At 69.6% G+C, this 23,096-nt stretch carries 19 protein-coding genes; 5 read left to right on the top strand and 14 right to left on the bottom strand.

Translation table 11 applies throughout. The features are described from left to right. Positions 1-58 precede the first annotated feature (58 nt). From ACSQ3N_RS17095 to ACSQ3N_RS17075, 5 genes are all read right to left on the bottom strand, one after another. A complete protein-coding gene (locus ACSQ3N_RS17095) occupies positions 59-1,150 on the bottom strand; it encodes a Csu type fimbrial protein (protein ID WP_436146915.1) in 1,092 nt (363 codons plus the stop codon). Continuing rightward, positions 1,147-3,570 (bottom strand): fimbria/pilus outer membrane usher protein, encoded by a 2,424-nt coding sequence (locus ACSQ3N_RS17090; RefSeq protein ID WP_436146914.1) that lies wholly within the window; start codon positions 3,568-3,570, stop codon positions 1,147-1,149. Before ACSQ3N_RS17090 ends, ACSQ3N_RS17095 begins: the two co-directional genes overlap by 4 nt. A 40-nt stretch (positions 3,571-3,610) precedes the next feature. Then, complete coding sequence (locus ACSQ3N_RS17085; protein ID WP_056164997.1) at positions 3,611-4,408, bottom strand: fimbrial biogenesis chaperone; 798 nt, start codon at positions 4,406-4,408, stop codon at positions 3,611-3,613. A gap of 23 nt (positions 4,409-4,431) precedes the next feature. Then, positions 4,432-5,031 carry a Csu type fimbrial protein gene (locus tag ACSQ3N_RS17080; protein ID WP_056164976.1) on the bottom strand — a complete coding sequence of 200 codons (600 nt, stop codon included), beginning with the start codon at positions 5,029-5,031 and terminating at the stop codon, positions 4,432-4,434. A 100-nt stretch (positions 5,032-5,131) separates the two neighbouring features. Further along, positions 5,132-5,701 (bottom strand): Csu type fimbrial protein, encoded by a 570-nt coding sequence (locus tag ACSQ3N_RS17075; protein ID WP_436146913.1) that lies wholly within the window; start codon positions 5,699-5,701, stop codon positions 5,132-5,134. 362 nt (positions 5,702-6,063) lie between these two features. Here ACSQ3N_RS17075 and ACSQ3N_RS17070 point away from each other — a divergent pair, with 362 nt between their 5' ends. The 4 genes from ACSQ3N_RS17070 to ACSQ3N_RS17055 all read left to right on the top strand — a co-directional run bounded on the left by ACSQ3N_RS17070 (position 6,064) and on the right by ACSQ3N_RS17055 (position 11,734). Beyond that, positions 6,064-6,573 carry a sigma-70 family RNA polymerase sigma factor gene (locus ACSQ3N_RS17070; RefSeq protein ID WP_056164978.1) on the top strand — a complete coding sequence of 170 codons (510 nt, stop codon included), beginning with the start codon at positions 6,064-6,066 and terminating at the stop codon, positions 6,571-6,573. Continuing rightward, positions 6,549-7,613: a FecR domain-containing protein gene (locus ACSQ3N_RS17065; protein WP_436146912.1), complete on the top strand. Its 1,065-nt coding sequence runs from the start codon at positions 6,549-6,551 to the stop codon at positions 7,611-7,613. Before ACSQ3N_RS17070 ends, ACSQ3N_RS17065 begins: the two co-directional genes overlap by 25 nt. 184 nt (positions 7,614-7,797) lie before the next feature. Continuing rightward, positions 7,798-10,350 carry a TonB-dependent siderophore receptor gene (locus ACSQ3N_RS17060; protein WP_436146911.1) on the top strand — a complete coding sequence of 851 codons (2,553 nt, stop codon included), beginning with the start codon at positions 7,798-7,800 and terminating at the stop codon, positions 10,348-10,350. Between the two features lie 193 nt (positions 10,351-10,543). Beyond that, positions 10,544-11,734, top strand: coding sequence for a PepSY-associated TM helix domain-containing protein (locus ACSQ3N_RS17055; RefSeq protein ID WP_436146910.1), 1,191 nt, complete (start codon positions 10,544-10,546; stop codon positions 11,732-11,734). Positions 11,735-11,881: 147 nt separating this feature from the next. On the opposite strand, the gene ACSQ3N_RS17050 is transcribed toward ACSQ3N_RS17055, so the two are convergent. The 8 genes from ACSQ3N_RS17050 to ACSQ3N_RS17015 form a co-directional block, all read right to left on the bottom strand. After that, the gene (locus ACSQ3N_RS17050) at positions 11,882-12,889 is read right to left on the bottom strand and encodes a P1 family peptidase (protein ID WP_436146909.1); all 1,008 of its coding nucleotides are present in this window, start codon (positions 12,887-12,889) and stop codon (positions 11,882-11,884) included. 66 nt (positions 12,890-12,955) lie between these two features. Continuing rightward, complete coding sequence (locus ACSQ3N_RS17045) at positions 12,956-13,351, bottom strand: copper-binding protein (RefSeq protein WP_436146908.1); 396 nt, start codon at positions 13,349-13,351, stop codon at positions 12,956-12,958. Continuing rightward, complete coding sequence (locus tag ACSQ3N_RS17040) at positions 13,348-13,842, bottom strand: DUF411 domain-containing protein (RefSeq protein WP_436146907.1); 495 nt, start codon at positions 13,840-13,842, stop codon at positions 13,348-13,350. Before ACSQ3N_RS17040 ends, ACSQ3N_RS17045 begins: the two co-directional genes overlap by 4 nt. Before the next feature lie 163 nt (positions 13,843-14,005). Then, complete coding sequence (locus ACSQ3N_RS17035; protein ID WP_436146906.1) at positions 14,006-14,497, bottom strand: cupredoxin domain-containing protein; 492 nt, start codon at positions 14,495-14,497, stop codon at positions 14,006-14,008. An 18-nt stretch (positions 14,498-14,515) separates the two neighbouring features. Beyond that, positions 14,516-15,898: a multicopper oxidase family protein gene (locus tag ACSQ3N_RS17030; RefSeq protein WP_436146905.1), complete on the bottom strand. Its 1,383-nt coding sequence runs from the start codon at positions 15,896-15,898 to the stop codon at positions 14,516-14,518. Positions 15,899-15,900: 2 nt separating this feature from the next. Further along, a complete protein-coding gene (locus ACSQ3N_RS17025) occupies positions 15,901-17,388 on the bottom strand; it encodes a TolC family protein (protein ID WP_436146904.1) in 1,488 nt (495 codons plus the stop codon). Next, complete coding sequence (locus ACSQ3N_RS17020; RefSeq protein ID WP_436146903.1) at positions 17,385-17,726, bottom strand: hypothetical protein; 342 nt, start codon at positions 17,724-17,726, stop codon at positions 17,385-17,387. The genes ACSQ3N_RS17025 and ACSQ3N_RS17020 overlap by 4 nt, the downstream gene beginning before the upstream one ends. A gap of 326 nt (positions 17,727-18,052) precedes the next feature. Further along, positions 18,053-18,595, bottom strand: coding sequence for a hypothetical protein (locus tag ACSQ3N_RS17015; protein ID WP_436146902.1), 543 nt, complete (start codon positions 18,593-18,595; stop codon positions 18,053-18,055). Positions 18,596-18,901: 306 nt separating this feature from the next. Between ACSQ3N_RS17015 and ACSQ3N_RS17010 the strand changes: the two genes are divergently transcribed. Further along, positions 18,902-22,447 carry an EAL domain-containing protein gene (locus ACSQ3N_RS17010; RefSeq protein ID WP_436146901.1) on the top strand — a complete coding sequence of 1,182 codons (3,546 nt, stop codon included), beginning with the start codon at positions 18,902-18,904 and terminating at the stop codon, positions 22,445-22,447. On the opposite strand, the gene ACSQ3N_RS17005 is transcribed toward ACSQ3N_RS17010, so the two are convergent. After that, positions 22,432-23,091, bottom strand: a complete 660-nt coding sequence (locus ACSQ3N_RS17005) for a YitT family protein (protein WP_436146900.1) — start codon at positions 23,089-23,091, stop codon at positions 22,432-22,434. The two genes, ACSQ3N_RS17010 and ACSQ3N_RS17005, sit on opposite strands and share 16 nt — an antisense overlap. Positions 23,092-23,096 lie beyond the last annotated feature (5 nt).

Genomic DNA, 23,096 nt, shown 5'->3' with positions numbered 1-23,096 from the left:
GTCTGGCTATTGTGCTGCGGTTCGCGGGCCTTGTTGAAAGTTCTGTACCGCGCGGCGCTCAGAACTGCACGTCCACCTTCACGCTGTCGCTGTAGCTGCCTTGCGGCACGGCGGGCTGGTCGGCGTAGATGGTGGCGGTGTACGGGATCACCTGGGGCGTGAGCCCGTCAGCCACGCCCACGCTGGGCACGCGTGCGCCGGCCAGTGGCCCCCAGACCGACTGGTCCTGCCTGAAGATGTTGTACTGCAGCCGGTTGACCCCGCTGGCCATCTGGCGCCGCGCGCCGCTGGCGTAGGAGCCCATGTCCAGCCCGACCGTGTAGGTGATGCCCTTGGTGCACAGCAGCGTGATGCTCTGCGAGACGGTGCCAAAGGCGCTGGGCAGCGGTGCCGAGCCGAACTGCACGTTGGGCGCCGTGATGGTGCAGTCGTTCGTCACCACCAGCGTGACCGTGATGGTGCGGTCCGTGCTGCCCGTGCGCAGGTTGCCCACGCAGGCGTTGCCCACCGCAATGCCCTCGCAGATGTTGGCGTACGTCCAGTTCACGGTGATGTTGTCGGTGTACGTACCGGCGGGCACGTTGGCGCCCGGGAGCGTGCTGATCTTGATGCCGATGATCGCCTGGTTGTTGCTCAGCAAGGACACCACGTTGATGTTGTTGAGGTCCAGGATCAGCAGCCCTGATGTGAACGTGCCACCGCCCAAAGGAGATATTTCATAGGGCACGGTGATGGCGCTGTTCGTGGTGTTCTTCAGGGTCAGTCCGGTCACGGGTGTGGTGATCTTGGCCTTCAGGGTCGGTGTCGACAGCAGCGCCAGCACCACTGCGCCGCAACCAAACCGGAACTCCGCCGTGGACGTGATGGGCGAGCCCGTGCGCACGCGCTGCGAAGGGTGTGAACCCAGCACGCCGCTGCTTTCCACCGGCGTGCACACGGCGGCGGCCTGCAGCGAGCACATCGCCAGGGCCGCGGCAAGCCCGAGGCGCCACCAGTGCGCTGAACAGGCCTTGCGCAAGACATGGCCCACCCACACGGCTAGCCATCCCCTCACGGCCGGCGGACGTGCGGGGCTGCCATGCGGCGCGTGCGCAGCGGCTGTGGTGATGGGCCGGGCGGGCGGGGCAAGCGGGGCGGCAGGTCGGGTCAACGGGTGGCTCCTTTCTGCGCAGCGCCCGTGGGCTTTGCGCATGGCACGACGAGGTCGCGGGCCGCGGCGTAGTCGGCCTCGCTGAATTCGGCCCGGCACTCGGCGCCTTCGGGCGTGCGCACCACCAGCTGGTTGCGAGGGTGCAGCACGGTCAGGTACACCACGCCGTCCCAGCCCACCACGGTGTGCGTGCCCCCGGGCGCATGGTGCACTGCGCTTCCAGCGGGCACAGGCTTGCCGTCCTGGTCTACCAGGGTGATGGTGGCGGTGCGCATCTTGAGCACCGGCAACTGAACCAGCATGCCCGCATTGCGCGACACCGCCATGCGCCGCTCCAGCGCCGGGATGTCCACGTCGGGCGGCAGCGTCAGTGGGTCTACGGCGTAACGGCCTGGGTAGTAGGCGGGCACGCTCGGCACCAGCAGGTAGCCCTGTGCGTTGGTGTAACCCGCCAACTGGTTCTCATACATGATCGGCACGTCGGGCATACCCTGGGTGGACACCAGCGCGAAACCGTCGTGCACCCGGTTGGCCGCAAACAGATGCCCGTCGATGACGCCCAGCGATCCGGCCAGTCCTCCCCACTGCGTGGTCTGGCCCGCGCTGGTGCTCACGCCGCCTTCCACCGCAAGGGTGCCGTTGCGGTACTGCACCGCGGCCTGGCCGTAGCGCTCGGGCCCGCCCGACAGCGTGTGCGCCGCGTTCCAGCCCCACCCGCCTTCCGTGGGCAGGGAGCGTTGGTAGCTGGCATAGGTCTGCGTCGACCCGCGTGTCCTGCCGGACGCCACCTGCACGGTGGCTTTGTTGCCGAGAAAGTAGGTCAGCTGAAGCCGCAACTGGTTCTCGCCGGTTTCCAGCGTACGCCCCGCCGTCACGGTGAGGTAGGTGTTGTTGCGCACCGGTGCGCTGTAGCTCGCAAACGCGATGCGGCTGCGCTCGCTGCGGGCGCTGCGCGTGTCGATCCAGCCTGCGGAAATGGCCCCGTTGCCCAGCGTCCAGCTCAGGTTCAACTGGCGGGTGCGCCGGGGCAGTTGATAGCCGTCGTCCGCATAGGTGCTGGCATCGCCGAAGCGCGCCGTGCGCCCGCTTTGCTGCAGCGAAATGCCCGCGCGCTGCGTGTTGTACTGCCAGCCGGTGCTGTACTGCCAGCCGCTGCCTGAGCGCGATGTGTAGCCGCGGGTGATCGACGCGTTGGCGATGCCCATCATGCCCAGCCCCGCCAGCCCCCCCACACCGGCCACGCCCAGGCCCTTGCCCACCTGGGCCTGGGCCTCCAGCGTGAGTACATCCGACAGCCCCTGGCGGTACACGCCCGTGGCAACGGGCCGACCATACGAGAAGCTGCGCACGCCGTAGTCGCGGCGCAGCGCGCCCAGCGACAGCGAATAGTCCGTCCACCCGGGCCGCAGCAGTTCGCGGTGGACATAGAACGGGATGGTGGTGTACACCTGTCGGCCCAGCGCGTCGGTGGTGACCACCGACGCAGTGCCCGCGCCGCTGACCAGCGGCATCTCGCTGAGCGTGAAAGGGCCCGGTGCCACCCGGTTGCTGAAGGCCTTGAATCCATTGAGAAACAGGTCCACCGCCGACGGCACTGCGGCCTGCCCGGCGAACTGGGGCAGGGGGTAGGTCACCAGGTCGGGCCGCACCCCGAAGTTGCGCGACCACTGCACCCCGCCCAGGCGCACCGACGTGCTCCAGGGCAGGGAGCCGCTGACGATGTCGCCGTAGATTGCCTCGGTGGCGGTGCCTGTGTCGGTGCGCGTCCAGCGCGTGTCGTAGCGCACATACCCTCGGGTGGCGTCGCGCACCTGCAGGCGCACCAGCCCAGTGTTGGAGACCACCCCGTCGGGGCTGAAGTACCGCTGCTCCGACCACAGCGATGTGAGGGAGTGCCTGCGCGAATGCGTGCTGTAGATGTCGTAGTTCAACAGCCAGCCGCTGCCGGTCGTGCTGTCGGGCGACTCCTGCGGCGTTTCGTCGGCCAGCCGCTGCATGGGCAGCCATTGCGGCGGCACCGTCAGCGACAGCTGCTGGGTGAGCGGCTCGTATTCCACCGACACACCGGGCAGCCGATTCACGGCCAGGCGCGTGTTGCGGGGCTGCGCGTTGTGGATGTGCATGCGCCGCAGCGTCTTGGCCTCGATCTCGAAGTCGTCCCCGTTCTGCACCACCTCCACCAGCTGCCCCTGGGGCTGCCCGTTGATCTGCACATCCAGGTACAGCAGCGAAGCGCCCGGAGGCGGCGGCCACGCGGTCGCAGGTGCATCCCACGGCGACTGGGGCGATGCAGCGGACGGCATGGCGGGCGGCACCGCCAGCGCATGCTGCACCGGTGCCGCAGCAGGGTGGCCCGCGGGCGGGGCCGGTGCCGTCACGGTGCCGGCCGATATCTGCGCCGGCACGAGACTGCTGGCCACCAGGGCACGCCCGGCGCGGATTTACAGGGAGGCGCGCTCACTACTCGCCACGGGGCACAAGGGTCTCATGCCCGTTGATGTTGGCCTTGAGCACCGGGTCGCCGGGCGGTGGCGCCTCCAGTTCCCAGCGCATCAGGCTGTTGGGCAGCACATAGCCCATCAGCCCTTCATTGACGGTCACATCGGGCCGCGGTGCGCGGGTGCCCCAGCGCACGGCCGTGATGCGCGCGTGCCCCTTGCCCTTGTTGCGCACCACCAGGCGGTGCGCCTTGCCGTCCTTGACCGTGTTCCAGGTCAGGTCCGGTGGCAGCGGCTTGCCCTTGCTGCCGCGTTGTGCCTGCGAATGCGTGGCCCTGAATGGCTGCGCGCCGCGGCCGTATACGAACAGCGGGATGGCGTAGCGCACCTTGAGCCGTATGCCCATGCCCGCGTCACTCTGCGCATCCGATGCAGCCTGGTCATCGGGCGCGGGCAGCTCGTCGATGAGCACGCGGTAGGCCACTTCCAGTTCCGGTGGCACCGGCTGCGACGCGATCAGGCGGACCATCTGCCGCTTGCCCGGCGGGATCACGCTGATCGGGGGGCTTGCCACGACCTCTTTCTGGGACGAGAGAAACTCCTCGCCTTCGGTCTGGCTCCAGTCCATGACACGCACCTGCAGCGACACCGCAGCCACGCCCCGGTTCTCCACCCAGACGGCCACCGCCTGCTGCTCCTCGGTGATCATCGGGTCCACCGGCCAGATCATCAGCGGCGTGGCGGCATTCACGGGCGCCGCAGAGGCCAGGGCCAGCCACAGTGCGCAGAGCCACGGCGCCGCGGCGTGCCACGGGCGCAAGCGGCTATTGGTGGTGCTTGCGCTCACCATGACAGCGTCACCTGCACGGTGTCCGCATAGATGCCCGCTGCGGCCGTAGAGCCCGGCAGCGTGGCGGTGCCGCGCACGGGCAGGGCCAGCGGCGTGGCGTCGATCACCAGGCCCACCGGCACATTGGGCACCAGCGGAGCGGTGACGCCCTGCACGAGATCGAGTTGGTAGGGCACGTACTTGCCTGCGCCGTTGGACATGCGCCGCTGCACACCCTGTCCGTGCTGCCCGCCATCGATGCTGATCTGCACGGCCGTCCCCGGGGTACACACCAGCTTGGCCTGGCCCCCCATGCTGCTGCCGGCCATGGTTTGCATGCTGCCCGTCTGCAGCGCGGGGTGGCTGCCGAAGTTGATGCTGCCAAACGCAATACCGCTGACCTGGCTGGTGCTACCGGAGACCACACAGCCACGCACCACGGACGCCGACACCGTGAACGTAGGGCTGGTAGGGATGGTGGCCGCCAGGGCAGCCGCTGGAAGCAGCAGCAGCGCCAGGCGGGATGCCCGCACCAGCTTGAGCGGTGTTTGCGCAGTGGTGAGGCGCTTCGCGCGCAGCCTCACCCCTGCAATGGCTTGCATGATTTTCTTCATCGGGATCTCCCTGTGGCTGTTGTGCGCAGCCGTGGTGTTGCCGCGGGCTGGGTGGTGGGCGGTCCCGCCCGTGCCCTGCGGTGGAAGAGGCGCGAAAGAATCAGTAGGTCACAGTGACCTGCAGCGTATCCATGTACATGCCTGCTGGGAGTGCCGTGGGGTCGGTCTTGTTGATCTGACCGTAGATCGGAAGCGGAAACGCCGCGCCATTGGCAGGCACCGCGATCCCGGCGATGGCTGCGGCCAGCGGGTAGACCTGCGTGTGGCCGGCGTCGCGGTACACGTCGTAGGGGATGTACGCGGCGGTGTTGCCGTTGCGCATGGCCCGGGTGCCGGCACCGATGGCACCGCCCAGGCCCGCGTAGTTGCCAGGGCCGACCTGGATGCTGATGCCCAGCACATCCGGCGAGCACACCAGCTGCGTGGGGCCCGACACGCTTTCGCCGCCGGATGCGGTGGCCTGCACCGTGCCGGTAAACGTGCTGGGCCGTGTGCCGAAGTCCAGCGTACCGAAGTTGACCCCCGATGCCGCCCCGGAGCTACCGGCAATCATGCAGCCGGCCGTGAGCTGGATCTGGGATTGCAGATTGCCGGTGAGCGTGTCCGCGCCAGCGGTGCAAGCCCATGCGCAGCAGGCCAGGATGATGCCGGCCCCCCGCAGCTTCTGCACTGTGTGCAGACCGTGCGCGCTAGCGCTTGTCGTTGATGAACCAACCGGTGGTTGCGCTCGTCGTGATGCTTGCATTGCCTTCTCCTCAAGGAAAATTGAAGAAGAAACGCCAAGACACACGTGATGCGCGCCCTGCGTGGTGAACCTGTCCAGCCTCAGGGTGCACTGCAACGGTGCGTACGTCCAGTTTTTAATTGATAGTTGCGGCGAATAATCAGTTGTTTGTATTGTTTTTTACATTTGTTTGCTCGAATATTCCGTGCGTTTACATGCAGAGGGTGAAGTAGGAGTTTGATACCATTTGGTATTGAGAATTATTCTCAATATAATGGCGTCATCACCACCCCTGCACTTGGATCTGCATGACCGCCGCCGACGCCAGCCAGGTTCACTCCCCGCACACCCTGTACAGCGACCACAGCGGCTGGCTGCGTGCCTGGCTGTACCGGCGGCTCGGCTGCAGGGACGAGGCGGCCGACCTGGTGCAGGACACGTTTGTGCGGGTGCTGCTGCGCCCGCAGGTGCTGCAGGGCGTGCGGGAGCCGCGGGCCTACCTCACCACCATCGCCAAGGGCCTGGTGTCCGACCATTGGCGCCGCCAGGCGCTGGAGCTGGCCTACGCGGATGCGCTGGCGCTCATGCCCGAACCGATGGCGCCATCTCCCGAAGAGCGCGCGCTCATTCTGGAGGCACTCCATGCCATCGACGCCATGCTGGAGAGCCTGGCACCCAAGGCGCGGCATGCGTTCCTGCTGTCGCAACTCGAAGGCCTGGGCTATGCCGAGATCGCGCAGGAGCTGCAGGTGAGCGAGCGCACCGTCAAGCGCTACATGGCGCAGGGGTTTGAATGCTGCCTGCTCGCGATGGCATGAACGGCCGCGCCGGCGGGCCGCCACACGCAGACCCGCAAGGAGCAGGGCGAGGGCCGGGCGCATCCCATGCCCGCCCGCTAGACAACGACCCCAGCGCGCCTGGCCGCGCCGTGCTGCGAGAGGCCGCGCAATGGCTGGTGCGCCTTCATTCGGGCCAGGCCCAGCCGGCCGATTGGCAGGCGCTTGCACACTGGCGCGCCCAGGACGCTGCCCACGAAATGGCCTGGCAGCGGGCAGAGCGGATGTCCCGCACTTTTGGCGCAGTGCCCGCTCCTCTGGGGATGCCCGTGCTGGCCACCGCGCGGCGCGGGACCAACCGGCGCGCCGCACTGCGCGTGCTGGCATGGGTGGGCACGGCCCCCACCGCCGCCTTCCTGGGTTGGCGCCACCTGCCCTGGCAGGAATGGACGGCGGCCCACCGCACAGCGGTCGGCGAGCAGCGCAGCGTGGTCCTGGCCGACGGCTCGCGCGTCATGCTCAATACCGCCACCGCACTGGACGCCGCCTTCAGCCCGCAGGAGCGCCTGGTGCGCCTGCGGGCGGGCGAGGTGCTCATTACCACCGGGGCCGATGCGGGCGGCCACCGCAGCTTTCGCGTGGAGACACCCCAGGGTTGGCTGCGTGCGCTGGGAACGCGGTTTGCGGTGCGGCTGGGCGATGCCGGCGAGGCGCGCGTGGGGGTGGCCGAGGGTGCGGTGGAGATCACGCCGCACCAGGGCACGGGCCGGGTGCTGCGCGCTGGAGAGCAGTGCAGCTTCACTCAGGATGGCGTGCAGGCTGTGGCGGCGCTGAGCGAACAAGCGCTGGCATGGACGCAGGGCGTGCTGTATGCGGACAGCATGCGGCTGAGCGACTTTGCGAGCGAGCTCTCGCGCTACCGTCCGGGCGTGGTGCGCTGCGACCCGCAGGTCGCGGGTCTGCGCATCTCCGGCGCGTTCCAGCTGCAGGACACCGAATACATCCTGGCCATGCTGCGCGAGACCCTGCCCGTGCAGGTGGTCATGCGCACGCGTTATTGGGTCACGCTGGTGCCGGCCTGACGGGGCCCGGCCCTGCGAGCGGTCGCAGCGTACGGCGAGGGGAGGGGTGTTCAGGGCATTTGGGATCCATCGCCATGAACGGCCTTTGAAAAATATCATTCAAACCGTGTCACTTTTTTCGCGTTCACACGGCAGGTATCGGAACACCGCTTTCTGACCGATACCAACTCCGAGGAGAACGCGCATGGCGCACCCATCACACGCATCGCACCTGCCGCACGCTTTGCGCGGCCAGCCGCCGCTGGCCCACCACCATCCACGCCCTGCTGTGGCCACAGCGCCCGCACGCGCCGCGCAGGCACTGTGTCTCGGCCTGGCGCTGACGGCCTCCTCACTGCCATTTCACGCCATGGCCCAAGGTGCCCAGTCATCTGGCGCTGGCGCTGCAGGCACCGTGGCCGCCCCGGCACCGCGTGCCTACGACATTCCCGCAGGCCCCCTGGGCCCGGCGCTATCGCGCTTTGCGGGGGCTGCAGGCGTCACGCTGTCGTTCGAGCCTGCGCTGACCGAAGGCCTGCGCAGCGGCGGGCTGCAGGGCAGTGTGGCGGTGGAACAAGGCTTTGTTCGGTTGCTGACAGGCACGGGCCTGGAGGCGGTGGCGCGCTCGGGTGGCGGCTACACGCTGCGCCGCGCAGCCGCCAGTCCGGCCGCAGCGTCATCTCCATCCGCCACCGACACCCAGCTGCCCGCCGTGCGCGTGACGGCCGAGCGCGAATCCGCCTGGGGCCCGGTGGAGGGCTACCGTGCCACGCGCGGCGCGGGCGCCACCAAGATGGACGTGCCCGTGCTGGAGACCCCGCAGCAGGTCTCCACCGTCGGTGCCACGCAGATCCGCGACCAGGCCATTTCCAGCGTGGCCGAGGCCGTGCGGTACAGCGCGGGCGTGCGCCCGGCGGACTACGGCATCACCGACGACGATGTGTCCGTGCGCGGCTTCTACCTCACCGGCACCGGCCTGTACCGCGACGGCATGCGCCTCATCCACAACGGCTTCATGACCAACCTCGAGCCCTATGGACTGGAGCGGCTCGAAGTGGTGCATGGCCCGGCCTCGGTGCTGTACGGCCAGTCGGCCCCGGGCGGCCTGATCAACGCGGTGACCAAGCGCCCGCGTGCCGGCATGCAGCGCGAGGTGGGGCTGGAGCTGGGCAGCCATGACCGGCGCCAGGTCACTGCCGACATCGGCGGCGCCTTCAACGCTGAAGGCACCGTGCTGGGCCGCCTCACGGTGCTGCGGCGTGAGGCCGGCACGCAATGGGACGGCCTGCGCGCCGACCGCACCTACGTGGCCCCCGCGCTCACCCTGCAGGGCGACCGCACCACGCTCACGCTGCTGGCGCACTACCAGGACGACGACACCGGCTACATCATTCCCTACTACCGCAACACGCCGTTCGGCGCGGCCAACGAGCGCATCAACGTCAACGGCCCCGGCTCCGGCCACCACAAGCGTGCGTACTCGCTGGGCTACCTGCTCGAGCATTCCTTCAACGACGCGCTGACGGTGCGCCACAACCTGCGCTACCTCGACGGCAGCAACCACCGCCTGGAGATGCGCAACCGCGGCCTGCTGGCCGACCAGCGCAGCATGGCGCGCCTGGCCATGGTGCGGCCCGATGCCGAAAAGACCCTGGTGGTCGACACCCACGTCGAGGCGCGCTTGAAGAGCGGTGACGTCTCGCACCAGCTGCTGGCGGGCCTGGACTACTACCACTCCAAGCTCGACTGGCGCATCCAGTCGCTCAACGGCGCGGTGGCGCCCATCGACCTGGTGAACCCCGTCTACGTGCAACCTGACTGGGCCGACAACTTCCTGAGCGACAGGGCCCTGGCGCGCAACACCCAGGTGGGCCTGTACCTGCAGGACCAGATCAAGCTCTCCGAGCGCTGGGTGCTCAGCCTGGGCGGCCGCTACGACACGGCGCACATCGACACGCAGTACGACGCGCGGCTGACCGGCACCGCGCCCTTCGCCACCACGCACGTGGACCGGCGCGACAGCGCCTTCACGGGCCGCGCGGGCGCCATCTACCTGGCGCCCAACGGCCTGGCGCCGTACGTGAGCTTCAACACGGCCTTCCAGCCGCCGCTGACCACGGTGACGGCAGTGGACGCCAACGGCGCGCCGTACGAGCCCGAGACGGCAAAACAGGCCGAGGTGGGTGTGCGCTATGCGCCGGCCAACGCGGGCTACACGCTCAGCGCCGCGGCGTTCGACCTGCGCAAGCGCAACGTGCGCACGCCGTCCACCATCAACCCGCGCTTTGATGTGCAGACTGGCGAAGTGCGCAGCCGCGGGCTGGAGCTGCAGGGCTCGGGCGACGTGGGCGGCGGCTTCTCGGTGATCGGCGCGTACACGTACCTGAACGCCAAGGTCACCCGCAGCAACAACGCGCTGGAGGTGGGCGAGCGCCCCGGCGCCACGCCCGAGCACGTGGCGTCGCTGTGGGGCAAGTACCAGCGCGGCCCGCTGGAGCTGGCCCTGGGCGCGCGCCACATCAGCGCCGCGCCCGGCGAGTTGCGCGTGGCCACCGGCCCGCTGCCCATGAATGACAGCTACACCTTGTTCGATGCCATGGCCGCCTACGACGTCGGCGCCTGGCGCCTGTCGGTCAACGTGACCAACCTGGCCGACAAGCGCTACAAGACCCAGTGCAACACCTTCCGGGGCGGTGCGCAGTTCTGCGCGCTGGGCTTCGGGCGTGAAGTGCGGGTGACTGCCGCGTACCGGTTCTAAAGCATCCCCCTGAGTCGCTTCGCGCCTTCCCCCTTCTCTCGAATGGCTGCGCCATTCGGGAAAGGGGACACCGCCAGCGCACGCACGTGAAATGCTGCTGTGCAGCTGAGGCGGCCCTTGCGCGGCGGTCGCTGGCGTGCGCCTCGCGCAGCGCGCAGGCCTCAGGCGAGTGCGACCTTTATCTGACCACTTGATGCGCAAGCTGCTGGTACTGCTGCACCGCTGGGCGGGCCTGTTCATGGCCGTGTTCCTGGCGGTGGCCGGGCTCACGGGCTCCGTCATCGCGTGGGAGCATGAACTCGACCGCTGGCTCAACCCCGGCTTTCACCGTGCGGTCCCCTCGGACGCGCCGCGGCTGACCGCCACCGAAGTCGCGCGCCGCGTGGAGGCCGCGCACCCGCAATGGCAGGTGAGCTTTCTGCCCCTGGCCGCGCCGCCGGGGCAGACACTGGTGATGATGGTGGAGCCCCGCACCGACCCCGCCACCGGCAAGCCGTACACGCTGGGGTTCGACCAGATCGCCGTGCACCCTGCCACCGCGCAGGTGCAGGGCCGGCGCACCTGGGGCGAGGCATCGCTGGCGCGCGAGAACATCGTGCCCTTTCTGTACAAGCTGCACCACACCCTGTTCCTCCCGCGCGCCTGGGGTGTGGACTGGGCGGTGTGGTTTCTGGGCGCGGTGGCGATGCTGTGGACGGTGGACTGCTTCATCGCGCTGTGGCTGTCGTTCCCGCGCCTGTCGGCCTGGCGCAAGTCGCTGCGATTCCGGTGGGCGCGGGGCGGGCAGGCGATCAACTTCGACCTGCACCGCTCGGGCGGCGTGTGGACCTGGGCGCTCATGCTGGTGCTGGCCGTGACGTCGGTGGCGATGAACCTGCACGACGAGGTGATGGAGCCGCTGGTCAATCTGGTCTCGCGCACCAGCCCGAGCCCGTTCGATGACCGGGTACCGCGTGGCCCCGCGCAGCGCGCCGTACCACCGGCCGTCGACAGGGCCGCGATCGTGGAGCGTGCGCGCGCCGAAGGCCTGCGCCGGGGCTGGCCCGACCCGCCAGGCTTTTTGACCTACCGGCCCGCGTTCGGCCTGTACGGCGTCGATTTCTACGTGCCCGGCATCAGCCGCGCGGGCCTGGGCCCGCCGCGCCTGTACTTCGACGGCGATACCGGCGCGCTGGCCGGGCAGCGCGTGCCGGGCGAGGGCAGCGCCGGAGACTTGTTCATGCGCCTGCAGTTTCCGCTGCATTCCGGGCGCATCGCGGGGCTGCCGGGGCGCATCCTGGTCACTGTGCTGGGCGTGGCGGTGGCGGTGCTGTGCGTGACAGGCGTGGTGCTGTGGCTGGCCCGGCGTAGCGCGCGGCGCGCTGGCCGCACGGGACGCATGTGAACACTTCCAACCACCGTGACATTGGGTTCTATGAATGCTTCGCCCCCCCGGTGGCCGACCGGCTGAGCTACCGGCTCGGGCACGCCGGCATGCAGGCGCTCGACGCGGCGGTGTAGGGGTGGGGGCAGGGTGGCGGAGCCCCGCCCTTCATCGACCCAGGTCGCCCGCGCAAGGCAGGTAGAGCCCTTCGGCCGTCGTGATCGACCGCGCGGCACGCGCTGCGCGCGCGGTGGCGATGGCGGTGGCTTCTGCCGCCATGGTGGCCAGCACCATCATGCCCAGGCTCTTGCCGGCGCGGCCGGTGCCCAGGCTGAAGAGCGTGTCGCCGTCGGACATGGTGTGCACGGGGTTGATGCTGCGCGCCAGGCCATCGTGCGCGGCCACGGCCAGGCGGTGGGCCTGCACCTTGGTGATGACGGCATCGGTGGCGACCACGCCGATGGTGGTGTTGGTGCCCGCCAGCAAGGGCTGGGGCGGGTCGCCGCGCAGCAGGGCGCGGCGCGTGTCGCGCAGGCGCAGGCCGTCGTCGGTGCGGGCGCCGGCAATCACCTGGGCGGTGTCGGGGTCCACCACGTCGCCCAGCGCGTTGCAGGCAATGAGCGCGCCCACCGTGATGCCATCCACCGTGACGGACGCAGTGCCGATGCCGCCTTTCATCGCGCGCTGTATACCGAAGATCTTGCCCAGCGCCGCGCCCGTGCCCGCGCCCACGTTGCCTTCCGCCGGGTCGGCCGTGGAGGCGGCGTCGCACGCGGCGTAACCAGCCGCTGCATCGGGGCGGATGCGCATGTCGCCGACCAGCAGGTCGAACAGCACGGCCCCCGGCACGATGGGCAGGCGGCCCACGGCCACGTCGAAGCCGATGCCGCGCTCTTCCAGCCAGCGCACCGCGCCACTGGCGGCATCGAGCCCCCAGGCGCTGCCACCGGCCAGCATGACGGCGTGCACCTTGTCCACCAGGTTGGAGGGGTCGAGCAGGTCGGTCTCGCGCGTGCCGGGCGCTGCGCCGCGCACGTCCACGCCGCCCACGGCGCCGTCGCGCGTGATGATCACGGTGCAGCCGGTGGGGCGGCGGGTTTCGGTGAAGTGGCCGACTTCGATGCCGGCCACGCGGGTGATGCTGCCGGCGTCGCCGGCCAGTGCGTGGGAACTCATGGCTGCCGATTATGGAGCCCTGGTGCCGCGCCGCGCTGGCGTGGCGTCAGCGGCCGGCAGGCCAGGTCACGGCGCCTTTTCGATATGCACCACCTGGTAGGCACCGCCCACCTGCTCGGCCCGAAACCGCACCTTGTCGCCCGCCTGCAGGCTGCCCACCACGCCAGCGTCCTGCACGCGGAACACCATGGTCATGGGCGGCATCTGCAGGTTCTGGATCTCGCCGTGGCGCAGCGTGACGCGCAGGGTGCGCGGGTCCCAGCGTGTGATCTCGCCCTCGCTCAGCGGTGCCTGAGGTGCCGCCGATGCAGGCTGCCGCGCGCCGTCGGTGCTGTGGATGCCGTGGGCGCTGTGGCTGTCGCTCGCCGTGGCTGCAGAGGCCTGTGCCGGGGTCTGCGCAAGGGCAGGCGCCGACGCCAGGATCAGCAGGCTGGCGGTCAGGGTGATGGCGATGTTCGTCATGTGGATGCCTTGCGGTGGTAGTTGTTGAACACGCGGGTGCTGCCGTCCCGCAGCACCAGCAGCACGTCGTACGGGTCGCGGCGGTTGCCGTAGGCGGCGCCGTCCATGCCGGGCGAGCCCACGGGCATGCCGGGCACCGCCAGGCCCAGCGCCTTGGGCTTTTGCTGCAGCAGGGCGCGCACGTCGCTGGCGGGCACATGGCCTTCGACCACATAGCCGCCCACCAGCGCGGTGTGGCACGAGCCCAGCTGGGGCGGCAGGCCCAGGCGGGCGCGCACGGCGTTGTTGCCCGTGTCATGGACCTTCACGGCAAAGCCATGGGCCTGCATGTGGTCCAGCCAGTCCTGGCAGCAGCCGCAGTTCGGGTCTTTCCAGACTTCCAGGGGGGTGGGGGCCGCTGCAGGTGTGGCCAGGGGCAGGGCGCCTGCGACGAGCAGGCCCGCGCTGCGGGCCAGCCAAGTGCGGCGGTTGCCGGTTGTCGGGTGTTGCATGGGGTGCCTTCTTTCTCTCTTCGTTCGTGAATGTTCCGTGTCCGTGGGACCTCAATCCGCTACCGCCGGTCGAAACCGGCACAGCACAACGCCAGTGCCACCGTGGAACCGGCTTCGCCGGGCCACCGGTGGCGTCCCCCTCTGGGGGAAGGCGCGCAGCGCCTCAGGGGGGGCTCACCGTGATAGTCCCGGTCATGCCCGCCTGGTAGTGGCCGGGGATGAGGCAGGCAAAGTCGAACTCGCCGGGGCGGTTGAACTGCCACACGATGTTGCCCTTTTGGCCCGCGCCCACATGGGCCATGTGGGGCTCGTCGTGCTCCATGCCGGGGTGTTTGGCCATCAGCTCGGCATGCGCATCCAGGTCGGCCCGGGTGCCGATCACGATCTCGTGCAGCACCCGGCCCTTGTTCTCGGCGCGCAGGCGCACGGTCTCGCCTTCACGCACCACGATGCGGCTGGGCGTGAAGCGCATGTCGTCGGTCATGCGGATGGTGATGGTGCGGGCCACCGCCCGGGCGTCGCCTGCGATGCCCCAGGCCTTTTGCTCCTTGGCTGCGGGCGCGCTGCGGGTGTGGTGCGGTGTGTTTTCATGAGAAAAAGAGGCGCTACCGCTTGCCAGTAGAGCGCAAGCAGCTATCAATTGAATAGCATTCATGAATATGGATCTCCGTGGTCAGTGCGCGTGGCCGCCGGGCGCGGGCTTGCGGGCGTTGGGCGCCCCCGGGGCGGTGCCCGGGTTGCTGGTGCGTGGGGCAGGGGGTGTGCTGGCGGGCGTGCCCTGCCATTCATAGGCCTGGGTGCCGGGCGGCTGCGGGTAGTCGCCGGGGTCGCGGTAGTCGCCCGCCGCCTGGTCCGCGCGCACCTTGAAGGTGGTGAACATGCCGCCCATCTCCAGCGGGCCGTAGGGGCCGGTGCCGGTCATCATGGGGAAGGTGTTCTCCGGCAGGGGCATCTCCATCGCGCCCATGTCGGCCATGCCGCGCTCGCCCATCACCATGTAGTCGGGCACGATCTTCTGGATCTGGCCGACCAGGCCTTCATGCTGAACGCCGATCATGGTGGGTACGTCGTGCCCCATGGCGCCCATGGTGTGGTGGCTCTTGTGGCAGTGAAAGGCCCAGTCGCCGGGCTCGTCCGCAATGAACTCGATCTGCCGCATCTGGCCCACGGCCACGTCGGTCGTCACTTCGGGCCAGCGTGCACTGCGCGGCACGGGGCCGCCGTCGGTGCCGGTGACTTCGAACTCGTGGCCGTGGATGTGGATGGGGTGGTTGGTCATGGTGAGGTTGCCCACGCGGATGCGCACGCGCTCGCCCTGGCGCGCCACCAGCGGGCTGATGGCCGGAAAGACGCGGCTGTTCCAGCACCAGATGTTGTGGTCCAGCATGGTGTTGACCTTGGGGGTGCGCGCGCCGGGCTCCACGTCGAAGGCGTTGAGCAGGAACGCGTAGTCGCGCTGCACCGGCGCAATGAGCGGATGCGCAGCCTTGGGGTGCGTGATCCACAGGCCCATCATGCCCATGGCCATCTGCACCATTTCGTCGGCATGCGGGTGGTACATGAAGGTGCCGGGGCGGCGCGCCACGAACTCGTAGACGAAGGTCTTGCCCGGCTGGATGGCCGGCTGGTTGAGCCCGCCCACGCCGTCCATGCCGTTGGGCAGGCGCTGGCCGTGCCAGTGGATGGTGGTGTGCTCGGGCAGCCGGTTGGTCACGAAGATGCGCACGCGGTCGCCTTCGACCACCTCGATGGTGGGACCGGGGCTTTGGCCGTTGTAGCCCCACATGTTGACGACAAAGCCCGGGGCGACTTCGCGCACCACGGGCTCGGCCACCAGGTGGAACTCCTTGACGCCTGCGTTCATGCGCCACGGGGTCGTCCAGCCGTTGAGCGTGACCACGGGGTGGTAGGGCCTGCCGGTGGGCGGGTGCAGCGGGGGCGCGGTGTCGGCACTCGCCTGCACGGCGGGTTCGGGCAGTGCGGCCAGGGCCACGCTGTTGACGGATGCGGCGGCCACGGCTGTGGCCGCGCCGGAGAAGAAATGGCGGCGGTTCATGATCAATGGCCTTGTGATGTGGAGGGGGCTGCGGCGCCCGAAGCCAGGCCCTGCAGGGCCCCGGGCGACGTACCGGGCGACGTACCGGTGAGGGCCAGTTGCAGGTCGGTCTCGGCCAGCCAGAAGTCGCGCTGTGCGTTGATCGCATCGGCCACGGCCTGGGTGCTGCTGCGCGCCTGGGCCAGCAGCTCCCACACGCTGGCGAGCATGCCGTTGTAGCGCAGGGTGGTCTCGTCGGTGATGAACTGGCGCAGCGGCACGACCTCGCCCTGCTGCTGGTGCGCCAGGTCGAGCGCTGTGCGGTAGGTCAGCCACGCGGCACGCACCTCGGCGCGGGCGCGCACGGCGGTGTCCTGCAACTGCGCTGCACTGAGCTCCGTCTGCGCCTGGGCACGGGTGCGGGCAGCACCACCCCAGTCGAACAAGGGCAGGGGCAGGTCCAGCTCCCACCCGCGGGTGATCTCGCGGTGGCCGGTGTCGCGCTCTGCCGTGGTGTTGCGCTGATAGGCCAGGCCGATGTCGCCGAACACGGCGCCCGCGCGGCGCCAGCCCTGCTGGCGGGCGTCGGTGTCCAGCCGTCGGCGCGCGGCCTGCACGTCCAGCCGCTCGCGCAGCGCGGTGGCCTCCAGGCCCTCCGCAGGCAGCGGGTCGGCAGGCAGCGCGGGCAAACGGTCGGCCAGCGTGTACTGCTGCGCCGCCAGGCCCCACAGGCCCATCAGGCGGCTCAGCTGCTCGCGCTCGGTGGCGGCTGCCAGCCGGGCACGGGCGCGCTGGGCATTCACCTCGTGCAGCACGGCCTGCTCGCGGGCCAGCTGCAGGCGGCTCCAGTTGCCTGCGCGCACCATGCGGCGGGCCAGCTCGGTGCCCGTTTGGGCCGCCGCTGCCATGCGGTCGTGCGCGCCGGCCACCTCCTGCGCCGCCACCGCGCGCAGCCAGGCGCGCCGCGTGTCGGCCGCGAGCACCACCACCTGCTGCGCCGTGTGCAGCGTGGCGATCTGCAGGCGCTCGGCCTGCCGCTCGGTGCGCCAGGGCAGCGTCACGAGGTCGAGCAGGTTGAAGGCCAGGCTGCGTTCTATCTCGCGCTCGTGGGCGTTTTGAAGCCGCGCGAGCGAGACATGCGGGTTGGGCAGCGTGATGGCCTGCACGCGCTCGGCATCGGCCACACCCAGCGCGGCAAGCCGGGCGTGCAGCCCGGGGTTGTTCAGGAGTGCGATGCGCACGGCAGCATCCTGCGTGAGCGGCGTTGCCAGCAGCGCTTGCATTGCCTGCTGTGCCTGCGCATTGGCAGCAGCGCCGGCGGGAGGCAACGCCGCCTGGGATGTGCTGCCGGTGCGGTGGGCGGTGAGCGCGGCCACGTCGCCCCGCAGGCCGTCGGGTGACACGCTGGCGCAGCCGGCGAGCAGGGCTGCCGCGGCCAGCAGGCTCCAGCGGCAGGGGGCGCGGCGGCCAGCGCGCGCCGCGGTTGCGGCGGGGAGGGTGCTGCGGCTCATGGCCGGCCTCCCGGTGCTGCGGGGTGGTGGTGAGGTCCGGCACTTGGCGCGGCGGGCGCTGCAGGTCGGCGCGCCGCTCGCTCGCGGGCCTCCCACGCCAGGATGTCCGCATGGCCGCGGGGAAATGCGGCCACTGCCTCGTTGGCCTGTGGCCAGGGCACGGGCTGCGCTGCGGCGTCGGCCAGAGGGGGCTGAGGCCCCAGGCTTTGGTGGGTGGGCGGGGCGGTGGGCGCATCAGGGTCGGCGGCCCCGTGACGGACGGCGGGCTCGGTGCCAGCGCCCGCTGCGTGGACGAGTGCGGGGCTTGCCAGGGCCAGCGGCGCGAGCAAGGGCGCCATCAGCGCAAGGTGCGCGGTGTGCCGCGAGGTCCGCAGAAAAAATGGGTGTGCAGAAAAGCGCATGGAGATCTCCAGACAACGAAATCGTGGGAGCGCTGCAGGCTGGTGCGGGCACGCAGCCGGGGTGTCGGGGTCTGGGGGCGTCTGGTGGTGTGATCGCACGCGGTGTTCGGCGCTTTTCGCCCCGCACGTTCCGTGGGCTGCAGCGCTGCGGTGTGCAGGCTGGTGCCTCGGTCAGCAGGGGGGAAAGTCGCCGCTCCAACTGCGCAGTCACGCCACGCAGGCGCCACAGGCCCCGAGTGCAGACGCACTTCGGGCGTTGGAGATCAGGCGATGGGGGGCTTGATGGCGCGCGCCGCGGGGGCGCTGGCGAACTGCGCGAACGCGCGGGGCAAGGCCGAGCGCTGCGGCGTGGGCGCGGGGCTCAGCGCTGCCGGGGCTTCGAGCATGGCCGAGTGGCAGATGTCGCAGGCCGAACAGGTGCTGGTGTGGTGGCTGTGCGCGCTGCAGGCGCCTGTGGCGTCGGTTGCACCGTGGCAGGCGACAGTCGGCAAGGCCTCTGCGGGTGCCTGGCCGTTGTTGTTGTGACCGTGGTCGTGATCATGATCGTGGTCATGGCCATGCTCATGTCCCTGGTCGTGGCCGGCATCCGGTACGCCCACAATGGCCGGGCTGAAGCCGTGCGGCGCCCCCGCGGGTGCGGCCTGTGCAGAGGATGCGGGAGCATGGTGGGCCCCTGTGGCGCCGTGTACTGGGGAAGGTGCCGGGCTGGCCGGTACCGACGGCAGCATGCCCGCGGCCATGGCAGTGCCCATCAAGCCCCTGAGGACCAGTACCACCATCAGCACGAAGTGAAAGCCGCGACGCATCCCGTGATGATAAAGGAGCCGTCCGCGGGGCTCCGATGCCGCGCTCATGCCACCCGGCCAGCCGTGAGGGTGTCTTCCTACACACCGGTCTGCCGCGGCCATGCGCAAATATGAGTACATATTTCGCGCGGACTTGTTTAGGATGGACAAGCGCTGTCCGGCCACTGGCGCCGGTGCTGTCGCTGGCCACCAACGTCCTCCCGCAAAAAAGCCCGTCCCCCTGAAAGGTCGCTGATGCCTTCGTGGCCGCCTCGGATCGCCGCACTCTGGAGCACCCTCTCCGCCAGAATCCGTTGGCTGATACTGGTGGCATCGCTCCCCGCCGCGGCACTGGTGGTGCACCAGGCCAGCGAGCACCGGCTGGCAGGCGTGTCGGCCGCCCAGGAGCGGGCCCAGCTCACCCTGCGCGCGGTGGTGGCGGGCCAGGAGCGGCTCATACAGTACACCCAGGACTTCTTGGGCAAGCTGGCCACGCTGCCGCAGGTGCACGATCCGTCGCAACCCGCATGCGGCGTCTTTTTGGCCGAGGTGCTGGCCTTGCAGCCCCTGTATGTGAACATCGGTGTGCCCCGGGCCGACGGGGAACTGCTGTGCAATGCCCGCCCGCTCAAGGCGCCGGTGAACGTCGCCAACCGGCCGTACTTTCAGCGGGCCCTGACAGAACGCGAATTTTCGGTCGGGGCCTTCCAGATCGACCGGGCGGCGCAGGTGGCGAGCGTGAACTTTGCGGTTCCCGTCATTCCACCGGGCAGTACGCAGCCGGTGGGCGCGGCCGTGGCGGTGGTCGGCTTGGAGTGGTGGAGCCGGCGCCTGTCCGACCTGGGCCTGCCCGAAGGCGCCGTGGCCCGCGTGACCGACCCCGACGGCAAGGTGCTGGCCCGCTTTCCGCCCGACCCCGCCGAGCTGGGATCGGTGCTGGACGATGACGCCGAGTTCAGCGCCGCACTGCTGCAGTCCGGGCAGGGCGTGCTGCAGCGCACCACGGCCAAGGTGCCGCACCTGGTGGTGTTCCAGCCGCTGATCGAATCGCGCGGCAAGGCCGTGGCCACCATGAGCCTGACGGTGCCGCTGGGGGCGCTGTACGCCGAGGCCAACAAGCACATGTGGATCGACATGGCCTTTCTGCTGATGGGTGTGGCGCTGTCCTTCCTGCTGGCGCGGGTGGGTGTGCGGCGCGCGGTCAGCCAGCCCCTGCAGCAGCTGATTGCGGCCACCGACGAGCTGGCGCAGGGCCGCCATGTGCCGCTCGAGCGCACGCTGGGCCTGGCCGAGCTGTCCGAGCTGGGCCGGCGCTTTGACCGCATGGCCCGCACTCGGCAGGCCGCCGAGATCCAGCTGCGCCAGAGCGAAGAGAACCTTGCCATCACCCTGCATTCCATTGGCGACGCGGTGATGGCCACCGATGCAGCAGGCAACATCACGCGCATGAACCCCGTGGCCGAGCGCCTGACGGGCTGGCCACTGGCCGAGGCCATCGGCCGGCCGCTGCGGGATGTGTTCCGTGTGGTCAATGCCAGCACCCGGCAGGCGCAGCTCGACCCCGTGCAGTTGGTAATGGAGGGCGGCGAAGTGGTGGAGCTGAGCAACCACACCACGCTCATCTCGCACAGCGGCGCCGAGTACCAGATCGCAGACAGCGCAGCCCCCATCCGCAACGCGCAGGGCCAGATCGTGGGGGTGGTGCTGGTGTTCAGCGACGTGACCGACGCCTACCAGGCGCGCGAGCAGCTGCAGGCCAATGCCGCACGCTTTCGCACGCTGGCTGCGCTGTCGTCAGACTGGTACTGGGAGCAGGATGCGCAGCTGCGCCTCACGCGGCTGGAGGGCAGCTCCGAAAGCCCGCCCGTGCAGGAGGCTGCCAAGCTCATCGGCAAGACCCGCTGGGAGGTGAACTCCCCAGGCGTGAGCGATGCGCAGTGGGCGGAGCATCGCGCGCAACTGGCCCGGCAAGAGGAATTCCGCGACTTCGAATTCCAACGCGTCGCCCCGTCAGGCGAGGAATACTGGGTGTCCGTCAGCGGCACGCCGGTGTTCGACGACGAGGGCCGTTTCGCCGGCTACCGGGGCGTGGGCAAGGACATCACCGCGCGCCGGCGCGACGAGCGCGAGCTGCGCATCGCAGCCATTGCATTCGACTCGCAGGAGGGCATGATGGTGACCGGCCCGGACACCATCATCCTGCGCACCAACCGCGCCTTCACGCGGCTCACGGGCTACGACGCGGAAGAGGCCGTGGGCCGCCCGGCGAGCCTGCTGGCGTCCGGCCACCACGACAAATCGTTCTTCGATGCCATGTGGGCCAGCCTGAACACCACCGGCGAATGGCGCGGCGAGATCTGGAACCGCTGCAAGAGTGGCGAGGTGCGCCTGAACTCCATGGGCATCACGGCGGTGCGCGACGGGCGCGGCGTGCTGACGCACTACGTCGGCATGCTCAGCGATCTGACCCAGCGGACCCAGGCTGCCCGAGAGATCGAGACGCTGGCTTTCTACGACGCCCTCACGCACCTGCCCAACCGCCGCCTGATGATGGACCGGCTGCAGCAGGCGTTTGCCACCAGTGCCCGCACCGGCATGCTGGGCGCACTGCTGTGCCTGGACCTGGACCACTTCAAAACCCTGAACGACACGCTGGGCCACGACATGGGCGATGTGCTGCTGCAGCAAGTCGCGCAGCGCCTGTCCGCCTGCGTGCGCGAGGGCGACACGGTGGCGCGGCTCGGGGGCGATGAATTCCTGGTGCTGCTGGAAGACCTGGGCGGGCAGGCCACCGAGGCGGCCGAGCAGGCCCAGGCCGTGGGCGAGAAGATCCTGCTGGCGCTCAACCAGTCCTACCAGCTGGCATCCCACCACGTGCACAGCACCACGAGCGTGGGCGCCGTGCTGTTCGACGCGCAGGGCCAGACGGTGGAAGACCTGGTCAAGCATGCCGACCTGGCGATGTACGCCGCCAAGACAGCGGGGCGCGACAGCATCCGCTTCTTCGACCCGATGATGCAGGCGGCGGTCACCGCCCGCGCCGCGTTGGAAGGCGATTTGCGCGTGGCGCTGGAGCAGGGCCAGTTCGTGCTGCACTACCAGCCGCAGATGGGCATCGGCCTGCGCATGGTGGGGGCCGAGGCGCTGATCCGCTGGAACCACCCGGTGCGGGGCATGGTGGCTCCGCTGGAGTTCATCACGCTGGCGGAAGAGACGGGTTTGATCGTGCCCATCGGCGAATGGGTGCTGCGCACCGCCTGCCTGCAGCTGCGGCGCTGGCAGGGCCATCCCGCAACGTCGTCACTGCAGGTGGCCGTGAACGTGAGCGCGCGGCAGTTCCGCCACGCCCACTTCGTGGAGCGGGTGGTGGCGGTGCTGCGCGAGACGGGGGCAAGGCCCGAGCAGCTCAAGCTGGAGCTGACGGAGAGCCTGGCGCTCGAGAATGTGGAAGACACCATCGACAAGATGCACGCCCTGCGTGCCCTGGGGCTGCGGTTTTCGATGGACGACTTCGGTACCGGGCAGTCGTCGCTGGCGTACCTCACGCGGCTGCCGCTGGACCAGCTCAAGATCGACCAGAGCTTCGTGCGCAACATCGGCATCCAGCAGGCCGATGCGCTCATCGTGCAGACCATCATCGGCATGGCGCACAGCCTGGACATCGACGTGATCGCCGAAGGCGTCGAGACCGAAGAGCAGCGCGCCTTTCTGGAGCGCCACGGCTGCAACCTGTGGCAGGGCTACCTGCTGGGCCGGCCCGTGCCCATGGAAGAGATCGAGCAGCGGCTCATGGCGCCTGCAACCGGTGGAGCAGCGGCCGCGCAGGGCAACACGCCGGGCAGCGACGAAGGTCCGCCTCAGACCGCCATGTAGCGCCCTGGCCGGTGGTTCATGGCCAGCACCAGGTTCAGCGCCACGGCGCCCGCCATGGACCAGGCCACGCGCACGGGCTCCACCGTCCACAGGGCCAGCAGCACGATGCAGCAATCCACCGCCATCTGCACCTTGCCGGCGCGCCAGCCGTAGCGGTCTTGCAGGTACAGCGCGGCAATGCCCACGCCGCCCAGGCTGCAGCGGTGGCGAAACAGCACCAGAAAGCCGGTGCCGGTGACCAAACCACCGGCGATGGCGGCGTACAGCGGCTGCAGCTGCGCGAACTGCAGCCATTGCGACTGCATTTCCGTCAGCAGCGACAGCAGCAGCACCGCGATGAAGGTCTTGACCGTGAAAGCACGCCCCAGCTTGCGCAATGCCAGCCAGTAGAACGGCAGGTTGAGCACGAAGAAGATCTTGCCGAAACCGATGCCGGTGGCGTAGTGCAGCAGGAAAGCCAGGCCTGCGGTGCCGCCGGTGAGCAGGCCCGCAGTGGTGAAAAACGCGACGCCCAGAGAGATGAGCAGTACGCCGGTGAAGATGGCCACCGCGTCCTCGGTGAGCGTGTGCGGCACGGCGGCGGGCGGTGCGGCCACAGGCAGTGGGGTGGAGGACGGGACGGAGCTGGCGGGAGAACTCGGCATGGATG

Source organism: Acidovorax sp. LjRoot194, assembly GCF_964253015.1.
GTDB lineage: Bacteria > Pseudomonadota > Gammaproteobacteria > Burkholderiales > Burkholderiaceae_C > Acidovorax.
The sequence above is the reverse complement of the archived record's forward strand: the minus strand, read 5'-3'. Positions and strand labels throughout refer to the sequence as shown.